Below are 17283 nucleotides of genomic sequence, written 5' to 3' on the forward strand. Positions count from 1 at the left end.
ATATCACTTTAACATTAACGTATATGAAAAAACTTATTCTATTCTTATTCTTGAGCACGAGCCTGTTCTGTTTCGGACAAGGCAAGAGTGCATTGAAAGACATTCAGTCTATTAAGTTCTATGGGGTAGACTACTCCCAAGTAAAAATTTTCGGTGCAGATGAATCACCGGCACAATTCAAAGATGCTTTCAGACGTATCAATGAACTGTTCATCACAGAAGCTAAGAAGTATAACGTAGGAAAACAATTGAAAAAAGAAGTGACAGAGATTTCACTGGATGCCGTTAATCAGGTGAACGAAAACATCGACCTGACCGAGCTAATGACTGCTAAAAGAGAATATACTCTTAGTAAAGAGCAAATCAAAGCAGCCATCAACGCATTGCCTATCCAGAAAACACCCGGAGTAGGTATGGTGTTTATCGCACAGTTCCTGGACAAATCAAACAATAGAGGTACGTATGAAGTCGTATTCTTCAATACCGAAACAAAGGAAATCATTGAAGAATGGATTACCGACGGCAAGGCACGTGGTTTCGGATTGCGCAACTATTGGGCAGGCTCTATCTATAGCGCACTCAAGAAACTATAAACAATAAAAATACAAGTATGAGAAAACTACTATTAGTACTGACCTTATTATTAAGTATCAGTACGTATGTCGCAGCACAGAATTACACAGAAGTAGTGTATTTAAAGAATGGCAGCATTATTAAAGGAGTAATCATTGAACAAGTGCCCAATGTCTCTTTAAAAATCAAAACAGGTGATGGCAGCCTCATCATCTGTCAGATGAGTGATGTGACTAAAATCACAAAAGAAGAGCGGTACACAAGAGATTATCGTAAGGATACCAACGACCGCAAAGCCGCAAGAAATACATTAAAAGGCTATAAGGGTTTCGTAGACTTTGCATATATTGGCGATGTGAGCGACTACAATGCCTCTAAAATTGAATTATCAACCACACATGGTTATCAATTCAACAATTATTTCTTTGTAGGTGGTGGCGTTGCTTTCAACTACTATACCGATGCAGTTCTTTATGCAGCCCCCATCTATGCTAACTTCAGAGCTAACTTCATCAACAAAAAAGTGACTCCGTTCGCCGACGTAAAAGCCGGATATGCTGTAGGAGACATAGAAGGAGCGTATGCTTCAATAGGAGTAGGAGTACGTTTTTCTTTAAAAGGGAAAAAGGCCTTGAATTTAGCTTTGATGTATAACTTCCAAGATTATGACGCCACAACAGATTATAGTTACAGCTATGGAGGGCATTATTATCATAACAGTTGGAATGATACATGGGAGTTACATGGAGTAGGAGCTAGATTCGGATTTGAATTCTAAGCCTGTTTGCAATACAGATAAATTTCTTACCCTACTATTGCTTTTCACTAATTAATTTTGTATCTTTAGTAATTTTCATCCTTTTGAGGATAGCTAGTCACCTTATAGAATGATAAATGTCACCCTATAAGGTGACATTCGTCTTTTTATAAAGTGCCCATTGTCCCGTTACAACAGGACAACCACCCGACTGCATAAAAAGTCACTAGTTTCTGCACTGAAAAGTCTTAATCTATGCACTGAAAGACCTTAAATACAATGAAGAATAATGGAAACGTTATTGATGCGTTATATAAAGAATATTAGGAACTTTCCGTTCTCCGGCATGGTCAAACCGCCCATTGTCACAAGGATAATTAACGACTCCATTATCCGATGCACCGGACAACCAAAGAGTAGTAGATCCACCTCCATCCAAATTTAATGCATCCTCACCTCCTAAAACCCGGATCAGATGTGCCAATTCCGGAATATTCACTCCTCCTGCTTGTTCAGGAAAACGCCCGTCTACCGTTATCAACAGGACTTTTCCATCCTTAGTAGTAGCAACAGCACTACGAGGGTGCTTCGTCCGGATAAAATTCGGTTCACACGAGTTCCAATCACAAACCTGTCCGTCTTTCAACATTAACGGACCGGAAGCTAGTATCGTACCTGCTTTGCCTTTATAATTCTTTTCTATCTGTTTGTTCCAAGGAATTAATTTCATTCCCCTTTTGCGCACACTAATGGCTCCTGTGACACGCTGTTTAAACTCACTCTGCAGCGTTGTATCAATAACTTGGCGATCCGTCTTCAGGAAACAGACCGAGTTTCCCCGTTTCATGTCAAAATAGGAGCCATTAATGGCTGCAATGGCGTTATATTCAGAAGCAATCTTACTTGTTTCTTTCATTTTATCCGAAACGGCAACATCAACTTTCAAGCCCGCACCGGGATCAACTTCTATCAGACTAACAGACTGGGGTCCCTGATACAATCGGGGGATAGAAGCATACTTATAAATGAGTCCTTTTTGAGGACTTTCCACCTTCCATTGGGCAGATACGATTGCCAAAGAATCGGATGCGGTTTGCCCTTTCAATGTTCCGATAGAACATAAAATCAAGATAGCAATTAACAAGTTTCTTTTTATCATAGATAGAGAAATGAATCATTTAGGCCGCTAAAGCTAGTTAATAATCGCCATTCATCCAAAAATCCCTGTAACTTTCCGCTCGCTCCATTTTCTCTACCTCCCTTTTTTACTATCCAGATAATCCATATCTTCTGACTGCATCTAATTCAGAGTGAGCAACAGAGCTTTAAGTCAACTTTTAATAGCTTCTTATTTTTGATATTGCAGAGTTTTTCCTATCTTTGTTTTCGGAAGGTAATACAAATGAAGAAAGGAGAACCATGATGTCTCGCATAGAGAAAAACAAATTGAATTTTACTGTAGCTTTAATCGCAGAGTTCGCAGCGACTTATCAAATCAAGCAAAAACAGGCATTCAACTATTTGAATCGTTTTAAAGGCCTTGTTTTTTTACAAAAACACTATGAAGTAATGCACACACAATCTTTCGAAGATTCTATTGAAGCTTTATCAATGGTATGCCGTAGAAATGGAGGACAACTGTAATGAAGCTATACCATGGTTCAAATATGGAAATAGACAAGCCGGACCTATCTCGTTCAAAGCCCTTCAAAGACTTTGGCCAAGGATTTTATCTTTCTCCCGGTTATGAACAGGCACATGCCTTAGCCAAACAAAAAACCGATCAATTACAATCCGGAGAGCCATGTGTGACCATCTTCGAACTGGAAGATCAAATAATAAAGACTTCAGATCTGCAAATAAAAATATTCGATGATTACTGTGAAGAATGGGCACAGTTCGTTTTACTCAACCGCGACCGTAGCCATACACATCCTGCACACACTTACGATATAGTCATTGGTCCTATTGCCGACGACGGAGTAACCTATCAGTTACGTCGTTACAGCATGGGAGACATTTCAATGAGCAGATTGATTGAAGAACTAAAATATGCCAAAGGGTTGACCATACAATATTACTTCGGCACTGAACATGCCCTTTCATACCTAAAGAAACTATGAAGCTGACGAATACACAAATAGAATGTATGATTGAAGATTTAAGTAGTGAAATCATACGGATACTCATGGAGGAATGGCAGTATAATATGACGCAAGCAATGGAAGTCTACTACAATTCCGACACCTTTGAGCGTTTGAGTGATCCGACTACGGGACTTTATTACCAAAGTGCCGGTTACGTGTACGACTTTCTAAAAAAAGAACTGACCACAGGACAAGTTAGTTAGAATAGAGTTTCACACTTGCTTGTCAGCATCCCATATCTTTCACAAGTAAAAAAGCTACCTTTATCAAACCTCTGTTTTCTACAGCCTTGAAATATTTTCGTCTTATCTACTATACACTTCCGCTTTTTTTCGTACTTTTACCCCTTGTTGGAAAGAAGTGCCTTTTCAACCCTTGAGAACAGAAAAAGAAAAAACAATATATAAAATGAATCACAAATGGAATTATCGACCCATTACACCCGAACAGGCAGAGACAAGCCAGACATTGGCCCAGGAACTAGGGATTAGTCCGATACTTGGACAACTTTTGGTGCAGCGGGGAATTACGAAGGCAGCAGATGCCAAGAAGTTTTTCCGCCCGCAATTGCCCGACCTGCATGATCCGTTCCTGATGAAGGATATGGATATTGCAGTAGAACGTCTGAACAGGGCGATGGGAAAGAAAGAACGTATTCTAATTTATGGAGATTATGACGTAGACGGTACTACTGCCGTAGCATTGGTCTACAAGTTTATTCAACAGTTCTATTCGAACCTTGATTATTACATACCCGACCGATACAATGAAGGGTATGGCATTTCTAAAAAAGGAGTGGACTACGCCGCAGAAACCGGTGTAGGACTGATTATTGTACTCGATTGTGGAATTAAAGCAGTAGAAGAAATCACTTATGCCAAAGAGAAAGGGATTGATTTCATCATCTGCGATCATCATGTACCGGATGATGTGCTTCCGCCTGCCGTAGCTATTCTGAACGCCAAACGCTTGGACAATACGTATCCGTACACTCACCTTTCCGGTTGTGGAGTCGGTTTCAAGTTTATGCAGGCATTCGCTATCAATAACGGTATCGAGTTCCACCACCTGATTCCGTTGCTCGACATCGTAGCCGTGAGTATCGCATCGGACATCGTTCCGATTATGGGTGAAAACCGTATTCTCGCCTACCACGGTCTGAAACAACTGAACAGTAACCCGAGTATCGGCATGAAGGCCATTATCGATGTATGCGGACTTTCTGAAAAAGAAATTACTGTCAGCGATATTGTGTTTAAAATCGGACCGCGCATCAATGCATCGGGACGTATTCAGAATGGGAAAGAAGCTGTAGACTTGCTAACGGAAAAAGATTTCTCGGCGGCACTTGAGAAAGCCGGACAAATCAACCAGTACAACGAAACCCGGAAAGACCTCGACAAGAGTATGACGGAGGAAGCAAACAACATCGTTGCCAATCTGGAAGGATTAGCCGACCGCCGCTCTATTGTGCTCTACAACGAAGAATGGCACAAAGGAGTAATCGGTATCGTAGCTTCCCGCCTGACGGAAGTGTACTACCGCCCTGCCGTGGTACTGACACGGACAGATGACATGGCGACAGGCTCCGCACGTTCTGTTTCCGGCTTCGATGTATATAAAGCAATCGAGCATTGCCGCGACCTGCTGGAAAACTTCGGGGGACATACATACGCCGCCGGACTGTCGATGAAAGTGGAAAACGTGAATGCCTTTACCAAACGATTCGAAGAATACGTTTCACAGCATATCTTACCGGAACAAACCAGTGCCGTTATCGAGATTGATGCTGAAATAGATTTCAGGGATATTTCATCCAAGTTCTTCAGCGACCTGAAAAAGTTTAATCCTTTCGGTCCTGATAACACGAAACCTATTTTCTGCACTCATCATGTTTATGATTACGGAACAAGTAAAGTGGTGGGACGCGATCAGGAACATATCAAACTCGAACTGGTCGATAATAAATCGAATAATGTAATGAACGGTATCGCGTTCGGACAGAGCTCACACGTACGTTATATCAAAACGAAACGCTCGTTCGACATCTGTTACACCATTGAAGAAAACACGCACAAGCGTGGTGAAGTACAACTTCAAATCGAGGATATAAAGCCGATTGAATAAGTATCAGGAGATATTAAAGCAATATTGGGGATATGACTCCTTCCGCGACTTGCAGGAGGAGATCATCACCAGTATCGGCGAAGGCAAAGATACACTGGGACTTATGCCGACCGGAGGCGGTAAGTCCATCACTTTTCAAGTGCCTGCTCTCGCCCAGGAAGGGATTTGCATTGTCATTACTCCTCTCATCGCCCTGATGAAAGATCAGGTGCAAAACCTACGTAAACGCGGCATCAAGGCGCTTGCCATCTATTCAGGCATGACACGGCAGGAGATTCTCACTGCTCTTGAGAATTGCATCTTCGGTAATTATAAATTCCTCTATATTTCTCCGGAACGTCTGGACACGGACATATTCCGTACCAAACTGCGATCTATGAAAGTCTCCATGATTACGGTCGACGAAAGTCACTGTATCTCACAATGGGGATATGACTTCCGTCCTGCTTACCTAAAAATTGCCGAAATACGGACATTGCTACCGGGAATTCCGGTACTGGCACTTACGGCGACCGCCACTCCGGAAGTAGTGAAGGATATTCAAGCTCGCCTGGATTTCCGTGAAGAGAATGTTTTCCGCATGAGCTTCGAACGGAAAAACCTGGCGTATATCGTCCGGCAAACGGATAACAAAACTCAAGAGCTGTTGCATATCTTACGAAAGATACCCGGCAGCGCCATTATCTATGCCCGCAACAGACGGCGCACCAAGGAAATCACCGAGTTACTGGTAAACGAAGATATTACCGCCGACTTCTATCACGCCGGACTGGATAATGCCGTAAAAGACCTCCGGCAAAAACGCTGGCAAAGCGGAGCAGTTCGTGTAATGGTAGCGACAAATGCCTTTGGAATGGGGATTGATAAACCCGACGTGCGCATCGTATTGCATCTCGATCTCCCCGACTCTCTCGAAGCTTACTTCCAAGAAGCCGGTCGTGCAGGAAGGGATGGTGAAAAAGCGTATGCTGTGATCTTATACACCAAAACGGACAGAACGACGCTACACAGGCGCGTTGTGGATACTTTCCCCGACAAGGAGTATATTCTCAATGTCTACGAACATCTGCAGTATTACTATCAGATGGCAATGGGCGACGGTTTCCAATGTGTCCGCGAGTTTAATCTGGAAGAGTTTTGCCGGAAGTTCAAATACTTCCCGGTTCCGGTGGACAGTGCACTGAAAATATTGACTCAAGCCGGCTATCTGGAATATACGGACGAACAGGATAATGCCTCTCGTATTCTTTTCACGATTCGCCGGGACGAACTATACAAATTGCGAGAAATGGGAACGGAAGCCGAAGCACTGATACAGACGATTCTCCGCTCTTACACCGGAGTATTCACCGACTATGCCTATATCAGCGAAGCAACCCTGTCCATACGTACCGGACTGACCCGCGAACAAATTTATAATATACTGGTCACGCTTACCAAACGTCGTATCGTGGATTACATTCCGCACAAAAAGACACCTTATATTATATACACCCGCGAACGGCAGGAACTTCGTTTTGTGCATATTCCTCCTTCCGTCTACGAAGAACGCAAAGCCCGGTATGAAGCCCGCATCAAAGCGATGGAAGAGTATGTCACTTCGGAGAATGTGTGCCGGAGCCGGATGCTGCTCCGTTACTTCGGAGAGAAGAACGAGCACAACTGCGGACAATGCGATGTTTGTCTTAGTCACCGTGCAACCGATGCCCTGACCGAGAATTCTTTCGATTTCGAGGAACTGAAAAAGAAAATATCAGAATTACTCACCCAGAAACCGCTGACACCAGTAGAAATAGCCGATAAGATAGAAGCGGAAAAAGAGAGCATCAGCGAAGTCATCCAATATTTATTGGAGGAAGGTGAATGGAAGATGCAGAATGGAATGATACATATTTCAAAATAAGTTACTACCTTTGCAAAGTAACTCAAAAATAACACACCATGCCGAACTTTTTTAAATCTTTCTTCTCCGGTAAGTCGGAAACTCCGGAAAGTGAAAAACAGAAAAACGATCAGAAAAATTTCGAGATTTTCAAATACGACGGTTTACGTGCGCAACGCATGGGACGTCCGGATTATGCAGTAAAATGTTTTATCGAAGCTCTTGCCATCAAGGAAGAGTTTGAAACAATGGGCTATCTTAGCCAACTCTATATCCAGATGGGGGAAACGGCAAAGGCCCGCGAGCTATTGGAAAAGATGGCTGCTATGGAACCTGACGTCACAAGCACTTTCCTGACACTGGCCAATGTATGCTTCATCCAGGAAGATTATCAGGCTATGGAAGAAGCTGCCAATAAAGCGATTGCCATCGAAGAAGGAAATGCCGTGGCTCATTATCTATTAGGGAAAGCCCGTAAGGGACAGGATGACGACCTGATGACTATTGCCCATCTCACCAAAGCAATCACTTTGAAAGATGATTTCATTGAAGCTCGCCTATTACGTGCGGAAGCTTTGATGAACCTGAAACAGTATAAAGATATGATGGAAGATATAGATGCTGTGCTCGCCCAGAATCCGGAAGAAGAGACAGCCATGCTCCTGCGCGGAAAAGTGAAAGAAGCAGACGGCAAGGACGAAGAGGCAGAAGAAGATTACAAACTGGTGACGGAAATAAACCCGTTCAACGAACAAGCATACCTTTATTTAGGGCAACTTTATATCAACCAGAAAAAACTGACGGAAGCCATCGGCCTGTTTGATGAAGCCATCGAGCTGAATCCGAACTTTGCGGAAGCCTACAAAGAACGCGGACGTGCTAAATTACTGAATGGTGATAAGGACGGTTCGGTAGAGGACATGAAGAAATCTCTGGAATTGAATCCGAAAGAGGAAGCTGGTCTGAACGGAGAATTCAAGAATTTGGGACCGAAACCGGAGGCACTTCCGGGAATCTTTTAATTGCTTTGTAAGATATATTATCATAAAAGTAGTGGTTGTTTCCATTTTGGAAACAACCACTACTTTGTATATATAAAACTCCAACTAAAAAGAACTCAATTCTACAACCCAGGAATATTCAGCCTAGCCCTCCTGTATCTTATACCCTTTTCATTCTTTTTAGCCGGAAAAACAAAAAAAATATCGTTTTTTGTTTGCATCTAACAGAAAATTATTACTTTTGCCCCAGAATTAAAAACCAAAGCAAAAAAGATAGATTCGAATGAAATCATTTACTTATGCATATTACTTCTTTTTTTACTTTTACTTTAGCAACAAAGTAGAGCGGGAGTTTGTATGTATCAAGTGACAGTGATGCTTAAGGACTGAATAGAGAAATCAATCATATGAATCCCGCTCCAATATGGATGCGGGATTTTTTTTATATAATACATTTAGAACAATGAAAAAGATAGCAATTCAAGGAACACTCGGCTCATATCATGATATCGCCGCACACAAGTACTTCGAGGGAGAAGAAATAGAGTTAATCTGTTGTGCCAACTTCGAAGACGTGTTTACTTCGATACGGAAAGACAGCCAGGTCATCGGAATGCTAGCCATCGAGAATACGATTGCGGGAAGTTTGTTGCACAACAATGAATTGTTGAGACAAAGCGGCACACAGATTATCGGTGAATACAAACTGCGCATCTCGCACAGCTTTGTCTGTCTCCCCGATGAGAACTGGGAAGATCTGACAGAAGTCAACTCCCACCCTATCGCCCTGATGCAGTGTCGCGAATTTCTGAATCAACATCCGCAATTGAAAGTGGTGGAAGGTGAAGACACGGCCCGCAGCGCAGAAATCATCAAGAATGAAAATCTGAAAGGACACGCTGCCATCTGCTCTAAAGCAGCAGCTGAACGTTACGGCATGAAAGTCCTTCAGGAAGGTATTGAAACGAACAAGCACAACTTCACCCGTTTTCTGGTTGTTGCCGATCCCTGGCAAGTAGACGAACTCCGCCAACATCATGCCAATGCAACCAACAAGGCAAGTATCGTATTCACTCTTCCACACACGGAAGGCAGCCTGTCACAGGTTTTATCCATTCTATCGTTCTATAATATCAATCTGACCAAAATTCAATCGTTACCTATCATCGGACGGGAATGGGAATACCAGTTTTACGTAGATGTAGCTTTCAACGATTATCTAAGATACAAGCAGTCTATTGCCGCAATCACTCCATTAACCAAAGAACTTAAATTATTAGGCGAATATGCAGAAGGAAAGTCAAACGTATAAAATCGCTCCTGCCGACAGATTGGCAAGTGTAAGCGAATACTACTTCTCAAAGAAGCTAAAAGAGGTAGCACAGATGAATGCAGAGGGAAAGGATGTTATCAGCCTCGGTATCGGAAGCCCCGATATGCCTCCCTCAAGGGAAACCATCGAAACATTGTGCAACAATGCTCATGATCCCAACGGACACGGTTACCAACCGTATGTAGGTATCCCCGAACTGCGCAAAGGCTTCGCTGCCTGGTATCAACGCTGGTATGGAGTGGAACTGAATCCGAATACGGAGATACAGCCTTTAATCGGCTCTAAAGAAGGAATTCTCCATGTTACGCTGGCATTCGTCAATCCGGGTGAGCAGGTGCTAGTCCCGAATCCGGGATACCCCACCTATACTTCTTTGAGTAAAATACTCGGAGCGGAAGTTATCAACTACGACCTGAAAGAAGAGGATGGCTGGATGCCTGACTTCGAGACACTGGAAAAGATGGATCTTAGCCGTGTAAAACTGATGTGGACCAATTATCCCAACATGCCGACGGGAGCCAATGCAACTCCGGAAATCTATGAGCGCCTTGTTGATTTTGCCCGCCGAAAGAATATCGTGATTGTGAACGATAATCCGTACAGCTTTATCCTGAACGATAAGCCTATCAGTATTCTAAGTGTACCGGGAGCCAAAGACTGTTGCATCGAGTTTAACTCTATGAGCAAGAGCCACAATATGCCCGGCTGGCGTATCGGAATGCTGGCGTCAAACGCGGAATTCGTGCAATGGATACTGAAAGTGAAAAGCAATATCGACAGTGGTATGTTCCGTGCTATGCAACTGGCTGCAGCAACTGCTCTTGAAGCCGAAGCGGACTGGTATGAAGGCAATAACGAGAACTATCGCAACCGTCGTCACCTCGCCGGTGAGATTATGAAAACATTGGGATGCACCTACGACGAAAAACAAGTAGGAATGTTCCTTTGGGGAAAGATTCCCGCTTCCTGCAAAGATGTAGAGGAACTGACAGAAAAGGTGCTGCATGAAGCAAGAGTGTTTATCACTCCGGGATTTATCTTCGGCAGCAACGGAGCAAGGTATATTCGTATCTCACTTTGTTGCAAGGACAATAAGCTGGCGGAAGCTCTGGAAAGAATTAAAAGAATCTAACCTCTTACAAAGAGAGAACGACAGCAGAATGAGACAACAGAACAATTTCAATGAAAACAAGTTATTAAAAGAATAAAAACAAATAAGAATATGGAACTCGAATCAATTTTATTACCGGGCGTTGAAGCTAAAAGACCGATTGTCATTGCCGGCCCGTGTAGCGCAGAAACGGAAGAACAAGTAATGGATACAGCCAAACAACTGGCTGCTAAAGGACAAAAAATATATCGTGCCGGAATCTGGAAGCCGCGTACCAAACCGGGAGGTTTCGAAGGTATCGGTGTAGAAGGTCTTGCCTGGTTGAAAGAGGTGAAGAAAGAAACTGGAATGTATGTTTCTACAGAGGTAGCAACAGCCAAACACGTTTACGAATGTCTGAAAGCGGGAATCGATATTCTTTGGGTAGGCGCACGCACCACTGCCAATCCTTTCGCCGTACAGGAAATCGCTGACGCACTGAGAGGGGTTGATATCCCTGTATTGGTTAAGAACCCGGTGAACCCGGATCTCGAATTATGGATCGGAGCACTGGAACGTATCAACAACGCTGGTTTGAAGCGTCTGGGTGCTATCCACCGCGGTTTCAGCAGTTATGACAAAAAGATCTACCGGAATCTTCCCCAATGGCATATTCCTATCGAACTACGCCGCCGTATCCCTAATCTTCCGATTTTCTGTGATCCGAGCCATATCGGTGGAAAACGTGAGTTGGTAGCACCGCTTTGCCAACAGGCTATGGACTTGAATTTCGACGGTCTGATTGTAGAAAGCCACTGCAACCCGGATTGCGCATGGAGCGATGCTTCTCAACAAGTTACTCCGGACGTACTCGACTATATCCTCAATCTGTTGGTAATCCGTACGGAAACACAGTCTACCGAAAGTCTGGCACAACTCCGTAAACAGATTGATGAATGTGACGACAATATCATTCAGGAATTAGCAAAAAGAATGCGTGTGGCCCGTGAAATCGGTACTTACAAAAAGGAGCACGGAATCACAGTTCTTCAAGCCGGACGTTACAATGAGATTCTGGAAAAACGTGGCGCGCAGGGCGAACAATGCGGTATGGACAGCGAGTTTATGAAGAAGATTTTCGAAGCCATCCACGAAGAATCAGTTCGTCAACAGATGGAAATTATTAATAAGTAGTTAGAGTGAAGGTGTGTCATAATGAATAATAAAACGCAGATTAACGCAAATTATCGCAGAAATAATTTTATAAGTCGTTGATTAATATATCAATATAGTTGAAATAATCTGCGATAATTTGTGTTTTGACACACTCTCACTAAATAATAAACATTATGAGAATATTAATCCTTGGAGCCGGTAAAATGGGCTCCTTCTTTACTGATATTTTGAGCTTTCAACACGAGACGGCCGTGTTCGACGTCAACCCGCACCAGTTGCGTTTCGTCTATAACACGTATCGTTTCACCACATTGGAGGAGATTAAGGAATTTGAACCGGAACTGGTTATTAATGCCGTCACAGTAAAGTACACGTTGGATGCCTTTCGCAAAATACTGCCTGTATTACCGAAAGACTGTATCATTAGTGACATTGCCTCTGTAAAAACAGGATTGAAGAAGTTCTATGAAGAAAGTGGTTTCCGCTACGTTTCCAGTCACCCTATGTTTGGCCCGACTTTCGCAAGTCTTAGCAATCTAAGCAGCGAAAATGCCATCATCATCAGTGAAGGCGACCACCTGGGAAAAATATTCTTCAAAGACCTCTACCAGACATTACGGTTGAACATCTTCGAATATACATTTGATGAGCACGACGAAACAGTAGCCTACTCGCTTTCTATTCCGTTCGTATCGACGTTCGTATTTGCTGCCGTAATGAAACATCAGGAAGCCCCGGGAACTACGTTCAAAAAGCACATGGCAATCGCCAAAGGCCTGCTAAGCGAAGATGATTACCTGCTTCAGGAAATACTGTTCAACCCACGCACTCCGGGACAAGTGACTAATATCCGGACAGAATTGAAAAAACTTCTCGAAATCATCGAAAACAAGGATGCGGAAGGTATGAAAAAGTATCTGACGAAGATCCGGGAAAAGATTAAATAATCAATACCGCTGCCAAGATTTAACGATCCCCTGCAAAAAAGTTCTTTGTAGGGGATTTTTTTATGTGTACCTTTGTATCCGCAAAAACGGATTCACAGGAGAAAGAATGATAGATCAAATTACCATAGACCGGATATTGGACGCGGCACAAATTATGGATGTCGTTTCGGATTTTGTCACCCTGCGCAAACGTGGTGTCAATTATGTCGGTTTATGTCCGTTCCACAGTGATAAAACCCCATCTTTTTATGTCTCTCCCGCTAAAGGATTATGCAAATGTTTTGCTTGTGGAAAAGGTGGAAATGCCGTGCATTTCATTATGGAGCACGAACAGATGTCTTATCCGGAAGCATTGAAGTACCTTGCCAAGAAATATAATATTGAAATCAAGGAGCGGGAATTAAGCGATGAAGAGAAGTTTGTGCAAAGCGAACGCGAAAGTCTGTTTATCGTTAATAACTTTGCACGCGACTATTTCCAGAATATACTAAAAAATCATGTAGACGGGCGTAGCATCGGTATGGCCTATTTCCGCAACCGTGGCTTTCGCGACGACATCATTGAGAAATTCCAATTAGGTTACTGCACTGAAGCCCACGATGCATTCGCCAAAGAAGCAATCCAAAAAGGATATAAGAAAGAGTACTTGGTAAAAACAGGACTTTGCTACGAAACGGACGACCACCGGTTACGGGATCGTTTTTGGGGACGTGTTATTTTCCCTGTACATACGCTTTCCGGCAAAGTGGTGGCTTTTGGCGGACGTGTACTTGCCAGTGCAACGAAAGGGGTTAAAGTTAAATACGTCAATTCGCCCGAATCGGAAATTTACCACAAAAGTAACGAGTTATACGGTATATATTTTGCCAAACAGGCTATTGTAAAACAAGACCGTTGCTTTTTGGTTGAAGGCTACACGGACGTAATCTCCATGCATCAATCCGGCATAGAGAATGTGGTTGCTTCCTCGGGAACAGCCCTTACACCGGGACAAATCCGTATGATTCACCGGTTCACCAACAACATGACTGTGCTTTACGACGGCGACGCAGCAGGTATCAAGGCTTCTATCCGGGGAATTGACATGTTATTGGAGGAAGGTATGAATATCAAAGTCTGTCTTCTTCCCGATGGGGACGACCCGGACTCTTTTGCCCGCAAGCATAACTCAACGGAATTTCAGACTTTTATCTCGGAACATGAAACGGACTTTATCCGCTTCAAAACGAACTTATTGCTGGAAGATGCGGGAAAAGACCCTATCAAGCGTGCGGAACTGATTGGTAACCTGGTACAAAGTATCTCTGTCATTCCGGAAGCGATTGTTAGAGATGTTTATATCAAAGAATGTGCCCAACTACTTCATGTAGAAGATAAGCTGCTAGTATCAGAAGTTGCCAAAAGACGGGAAACTCAAGCAGAGAAGCGAGCCGAACAAACGGAACGGGAACGCCGGATGGCTGAAAGAACGGCTATGATGTCACAGGGCAGCACACCTCCTGAAGATGTTCCAATACCTAATGGAGATATTCCGTTACCTCCTGAAGTGGATGGCGGATATACAGATGTTCCTCCTGCTCTGCAGGAAGACAGTTATGCTTCCTTTATTCCGCAGGAAGGAAAGGAAGGGCAGGAATTCTACAAATTCGAGCGACTGATATTACAGGCGGTAGTTCGTTATGGAGAGAAAATCATGTGTAACCTGACCGATGAAGAAGGAAACGAAATTCCGGTAACCGTCATAGAGTATGTGGTTAATGATTTGAAAGAGGACGAGTTAGCCTTCCATAATCCGCTGCACCGCCAAATGTTATCGGAAGCTGCTGCACACATGCACGATTCCAACTTCATTGCCGAACGTTATTTCCTGGCACATCCTGATCCGGTAATCAGTAAATTGAGTGTAGACTTGATTAATGTGCGTTATCAGCTTAGTAAGTATCACTCCAAGTCCCAAAAGATTGTGACGGATGAAGAGCGGCTCTATGAAATGGTTCCGATGTTAATGATTAACTTCAAGTATGCAATCGTAACAGAGGAATTGAAGCACATGCTTTATGCCCTGCAAGATCCTGCTCTTGCCCATGATAATGAGAAATGCGACTCACTTATGCAACGCTATAATGAGTTGAGAACCGTACAAAGCATCATGGCAAAGCGGTTGGGAGATCGCGTTGTTTTACGATAAGCTTATTTGTTTAGTGAGCAGAAAACAGATTATACTCTTCCGTGTTGAATCAGATTCATAAACTCTTCACGAGTCTTTGCCTGATTGAAAGCTCCGGTAAAGTCAGAAGTAGTAGTAATAGAGTTTTGTTTTTCTACACCACGCATCTGCATACACATGTGTTTGGCTTCCACCACCACCATTACTCCCAGTGGATTCAGCGTTTCCTGAATGCACTCTTTGATTTGCAGTGTCATGCGTTCCTGCACTTGCAGACGATGAGAGAATATATCGACAACACGGGCAATCTTACTCAACCCTGTGATATAGCCGTTAGGAATATAAGCCACGTGCGCCTTTCCGTAGAACGGCAACATGTGATGTTCGCAAAGAGAGAAGAAATCGATATCTTTCACAATCACCATCTGGCTATATTCTTCCTGGAATTTAGCGGAGCGAAGCACTTCGTGAGGGTCCATGTGATACCCTTTCGTCAAGCTTAACATCGCCTTAGCCACCCGTTCCGGAGTTTTCAATAACCCTTCCCTTTCGGCATCTTCACCCAACAAAGTTATAATACTACGATAATGACTCTTTAACTCCTCCAGATTCGGAGAAACAATTTCTTCTTTTTCTAACATGATACAATTATAAAGGAATATTGATCTGGTCTCTTACAATAGAAACCTCTTTAAACACACCGGTAGCTTTCAACCGACGCATCATTGCGTCCGCTTCTTCAATGCTACGGAAATCACCTACACGACAAAGCCAACGAGGCGGATTGAACGAAGTATATACCGTCAATTCAGGAAAATACTCTTTCACACGCGATGCTACATGATAAGCATCATTCTTCGCCTGACGAGTATTGTTACCGGCATACGCCTGGATTCTGAATCCGGAAGTCTTTATTACTTTCTGTTCACCTGTTGCAGGACGTTCCATACCTATCAGAGCCTCGATGCGGGGATCTTGATGGATAGTCACCTTTCCTTGCCCCGGAATGTTACGTTCCAGACTCTTGATAATACTTTGCGCCTGCGCAAAAGTAGCTGTCAAAACAAACAATAGGGTAAGTAAAACTTTCATTATTAAACAGTTGATTGTTGATAAATGATAAATGACAGTTAGAGAATGACAGTCGGAAAATGATAGTTGAAAAGATAAACGATAGTCGATAGCAGGCTATACTACATAGCAACTATCAACTATCATTTATCAACTATCATTTAATTGAAGGCATCAATGATACCTTTGAAATCAGACACTTTCAAAGCAGCACCACCAATCAAACCACCATCAACGTCCGGATTAGAGAACAGTTCTTTAGCGTTAGAAGGTTTGCAGCTACCACCGTAAAGGATAGAAGTATTGTCTGCGATTTCTTTACCATACTTGTTAGCTACGATAGAACGGATGAACGCATGGATTTCCTGTGCTTGTTCAGGAGAAGCAGTTTTACCTGTACCGATAGCCCAAACCGGTTCGTAAGCCAATACAATCTTAGAGAAGTCTTCAGCAGACAGAGAGAATACAGATTCCATCTGTGCAGCTACCACTTCGTTCTGCTTGTTAGCTTCGCGTTCTTCCAACACTTCACCGATACAGAAAATCGGAGTCAGACCGTTAGCCAAAGCCAATTTTACTTTTTCTTCCAGGATAGCAACTGTTTCACCGTAGTATGCACGACGTTCAGAGTGTCCCAGAATTACATATTTTGCACCTGTAGAAGCAACCATTTCAGCTGAAACTTCACCTGTATATGCACCTGAAGCTTTGTCTGCACAGTTTTCAGCACCTACACCGATCTTTGCAGCGTCTACCAAGGGAGTAACAGAAGCCAGGTGGATAAACGGAGTACAGATGATTACATCACAGTTAGGCTTTTCGTTAGCCAATGCTTCGTTCAATTCTTTAGCCAAAGCGATACCCTCTTGAAGGGTTTTGTTCATTTTCCAGTTTCCTGCAACAATGTTCTTTCTCATTTTGTTTTTTATTTTAAAGGGTTAATAAATTTACGATTTCACGATTGACAATTGAACGATCGGAATTAGCGTTCGTTACAGAGGCCGCTCGTTAT

The 17283-nt window shown here is 43.1% G+C and carries 17 protein-coding genes; 13 read left to right on the plus strand and 4 right to left on the minus strand.

Annotated elements, in window-relative coordinates; translation table 11 throughout:
- Nucleotides 1-23: 23 nt before the first annotated feature.
- Both CJF29_RS19990 and CJF29_RS19995 read left to right on the plus strand, forming a co-directional pair.
- Entirely contained in the window at nucleotides 24-593 is a 570-nt protein-coding gene (locus CJF29_RS19990) for a hypothetical protein (RefSeq protein WP_004311052.1), read from the plus strand.
- Between the two features lie 17 nt (nucleotides 594-610).
- Nucleotides 611-1351 (plus strand): hypothetical protein, encoded by a 741-nt coding sequence (locus CJF29_RS19995; protein ID WP_099146024.1) that lies wholly within the window; start codon nucleotides 611-613, stop codon nucleotides 1349-1351.
- A gap of 277 nt (nucleotides 1352-1628) precedes the next feature.
- Here CJF29_RS19995 and CJF29_RS20000 read toward each other — a convergent pair whose 3' ends face one another.
- Entirely contained in the window at nucleotides 1629-2489 is an 861-nt protein-coding gene (locus tag CJF29_RS20000) for a phosphodiester glycosidase family protein (RefSeq protein WP_008650496.1), read from the minus strand.
- Nucleotides 2490-2752: 263 nt separating this feature from the next.
- On the opposite strand from CJF29_RS20000, the gene CJF29_RS20005 reads away from it, so the two are divergent.
- From CJF29_RS20005 to dnaG, 11 genes are all read left to right on the plus strand, one after another.
- On the plus strand, nucleotides 2753-2974 hold the full coding sequence (locus CJF29_RS20005; RefSeq protein ID WP_004305471.1) for a DUF3791 domain-containing protein: 222 nt from the start codon (nucleotides 2753-2755) through the stop codon (nucleotides 2972-2974).
- On the plus strand, nucleotides 2974-3453 hold the full coding sequence (locus tag CJF29_RS20010) for a DUF3990 domain-containing protein (RefSeq protein ID WP_008776722.1): 480 nt from the start codon (nucleotides 2974-2976) through the stop codon (nucleotides 3451-3453). Before CJF29_RS20005 ends, CJF29_RS20010 begins: the two co-directional genes overlap by 1 nt.
- The gene (locus CJF29_RS20015; RefSeq protein ID WP_008650493.1) at nucleotides 3450-3680 is read left to right on the plus strand and encodes a hypothetical protein; all 231 of its coding nucleotides are present in this window, start codon (nucleotides 3450-3452) and stop codon (nucleotides 3678-3680) included. The genes CJF29_RS20010 and CJF29_RS20015 overlap by 4 nt, the downstream gene beginning before the upstream one ends.
- A gap of 205 nt (nucleotides 3681-3885) precedes the next feature.
- Nucleotides 3886-5604: a single-stranded-DNA-specific exonuclease RecJ gene (recJ, locus tag CJF29_RS20020; RefSeq protein WP_099146025.1), complete on the plus strand. Its 1719-nt coding sequence runs from the start codon at nucleotides 3886-3888 to the stop codon at nucleotides 5602-5604.
- Nucleotides 5597-7507 carry an ATP-dependent DNA helicase RecQ gene (locus CJF29_RS20025; protein WP_004305475.1) on the plus strand — a complete coding sequence of 637 codons (1911 nt, stop codon included), beginning with the start codon at nucleotides 5597-5599 and terminating at the stop codon, nucleotides 7505-7507. Before recJ ends, CJF29_RS20025 begins: the two co-directional genes overlap by 8 nt.
- Nucleotides 7508-7545: 38 nt before the next feature.
- The gene (locus tag CJF29_RS20030; protein WP_004297267.1) at nucleotides 7546-8508 is read left to right on the plus strand and encodes a tetratricopeptide repeat protein; all 963 of its coding nucleotides are present in this window, start codon (nucleotides 7546-7548) and stop codon (nucleotides 8506-8508) included.
- A 442-nt stretch (nucleotides 8509-8950) separates the two neighbouring features.
- A complete protein-coding gene (locus CJF29_RS20035; protein WP_004297266.1) occupies nucleotides 8951-9799 on the plus strand; it encodes a prephenate dehydratase in 849 nt (282 codons plus the stop codon).
- The gene (locus CJF29_RS20040; RefSeq protein ID WP_074557406.1) at nucleotides 9774-10952 is read left to right on the plus strand and encodes a pyridoxal phosphate-dependent aminotransferase; all 1179 of its coding nucleotides are present in this window, start codon (nucleotides 9774-9776) and stop codon (nucleotides 10950-10952) included. Before CJF29_RS20035 ends, CJF29_RS20040 begins: the two co-directional genes overlap by 26 nt.
- A 90-nt stretch (nucleotides 10953-11042) precedes the next feature.
- Nucleotides 11043-12104, plus strand: a complete 1062-nt coding sequence (locus CJF29_RS20045; protein WP_099146026.1) for a bifunctional 3-deoxy-7-phosphoheptulonate synthase/chorismate mutase type II — start codon at nucleotides 11043-11045, stop codon at nucleotides 12102-12104.
- A gap of 155 nt (nucleotides 12105-12259) precedes the next feature.
- Entirely contained in the window at nucleotides 12260-13033 is a 774-nt protein-coding gene (locus tag CJF29_RS20050) for a prephenate dehydrogenase (RefSeq protein WP_004323591.1), read from the plus strand.
- Between the two features lie 106 nt (nucleotides 13034-13139).
- Nucleotides 13140-15221 carry a DNA primase gene (gene dnaG / locus CJF29_RS20055; protein ID WP_004305478.1) on the plus strand — a complete coding sequence of 694 codons (2082 nt, stop codon included), beginning with the start codon at nucleotides 13140-13142 and terminating at the stop codon, nucleotides 15219-15221.
- A gap of 29 nt (nucleotides 15222-15250) precedes the next feature.
- Here the strand turns inward: dnaG and folE are convergent, their stop codons facing one another.
- The 3 genes from folE to tpiA all read right to left on the minus strand — a co-directional run bounded on the left by folE (nucleotide 15251) and on the right by tpiA (nucleotide 17188).
- Nucleotides 15251-15841 (minus strand): GTP cyclohydrolase I FolE, encoded by a 591-nt coding sequence (folE, locus tag CJF29_RS20060; RefSeq protein WP_004297261.1) that lies wholly within the window; start codon nucleotides 15839-15841, stop codon nucleotides 15251-15253.
- A gap of 7 nt (nucleotides 15842-15848) precedes the next feature.
- Nucleotides 15849-16292: an SPOR domain-containing protein gene (locus CJF29_RS20065; RefSeq protein WP_004297260.1), complete on the minus strand. Its 444-nt coding sequence runs from the start codon at nucleotides 16290-16292 to the stop codon at nucleotides 15849-15851.
- A gap of 140 nt (nucleotides 16293-16432) precedes the next feature.
- Nucleotides 16433-17188 (minus strand): triose-phosphate isomerase, encoded by a 756-nt coding sequence (gene tpiA, locus CJF29_RS20070; RefSeq protein WP_074636682.1) that lies wholly within the window; start codon nucleotides 17186-17188, stop codon nucleotides 16433-16435.
- Between the last annotated feature and the right edge of the window lie 95 nt (nucleotides 17189-17283).

Source organism: Bacteroides celer (assembly GCF_002632415.2).
In the GTDB taxonomy this organism is placed as follows: Bacteria; Bacteroidota; Bacteroidia; order Bacteroidales; family Bacteroidaceae; genus Bacteroides.

Bases quoted from the DNA above. Each gene is read 5' to 3' on its own strand.
- CJF29_RS19990 (WP_004311052.1), top strand. From the start codon at position 24: ATGAAAAAACTTATTCTATTCTTATTCTTGAGCACGAGCCTGTTCTGT.
- CJF29_RS19995 (WP_099146024.1), top strand. From the start codon at position 611: ATGAGAAAACTACTATTAGTACTGACCTTATTATTAAGTATCAGTACG.
- CJF29_RS20000 (WP_008650496.1), bottom strand. From the start codon at position 2,489: ATGATAAAAAGAAACTTGTTAATTGCTATCTTGATTTTATGTTCTATC.
- CJF29_RS20005 (WP_004305471.1), top strand. From the start codon at position 2,753: ATGTCTCGCATAGAGAAAAACAAATTGAATTTTACTGTAGCTTTAATC.
- CJF29_RS20010 (WP_008776722.1), top strand. From the start codon at position 2,974: ATGAAGCTATACCATGGTTCAAATATGGAAATAGACAAGCCGGACCTA.
- CJF29_RS20015 (WP_008650493.1), top strand. From the start codon at position 3,450: ATGAAGCTGACGAATACACAAATAGAATGTATGATTGAAGATTTAAGT.
- recJ (WP_099146025.1), top strand. From the start codon at position 3,886: ATGAATCACAAATGGAATTATCGACCCATTACACCCGAACAGGCAGAG.
- CJF29_RS20030 (WP_004297267.1), top strand. From the start codon at position 7,546: ATGCCGAACTTTTTTAAATCTTTCTTCTCCGGTAAGTCGGAAACTCCG.
- CJF29_RS20035 (WP_004297266.1), top strand. From the start codon at position 8,951: ATGAAAAAGATAGCAATTCAAGGAACACTCGGCTCATATCATGATATC.
- CJF29_RS20040 (WP_074557406.1), top strand. From the start codon at position 9,774: ATGCAGAAGGAAAGTCAAACGTATAAAATCGCTCCTGCCGACAGATTG.
- CJF29_RS20045 (WP_099146026.1), top strand. From the start codon at position 11,043: ATGGAACTCGAATCAATTTTATTACCGGGCGTTGAAGCTAAAAGACCG.
- CJF29_RS20050 (WP_004323591.1), top strand. From the start codon at position 12,260: ATGAGAATATTAATCCTTGGAGCCGGTAAAATGGGCTCCTTCTTTACT.
- dnaG (WP_004305478.1), top strand. From the start codon at position 13,140: ATGATAGATCAAATTACCATAGACCGGATATTGGACGCGGCACAAATT.
- folE (WP_004297261.1), bottom strand. From the start codon at position 15,841: ATGTTAGAAAAAGAAGAAATTGTTTCTCCGAATCTGGAGGAGTTAAAG.
- CJF29_RS20065 (WP_004297260.1), bottom strand. From the start codon at position 16,292: ATGAAAGTTTTACTTACCCTATTGTTTGTTTTGACAGCTACTTTTGCG.
- tpiA (WP_074636682.1), bottom strand. From the start codon at position 17,188: ATGAGAAAGAACATTGTTGCAGGAAACTGGAAAATGAACAAAACCCTT.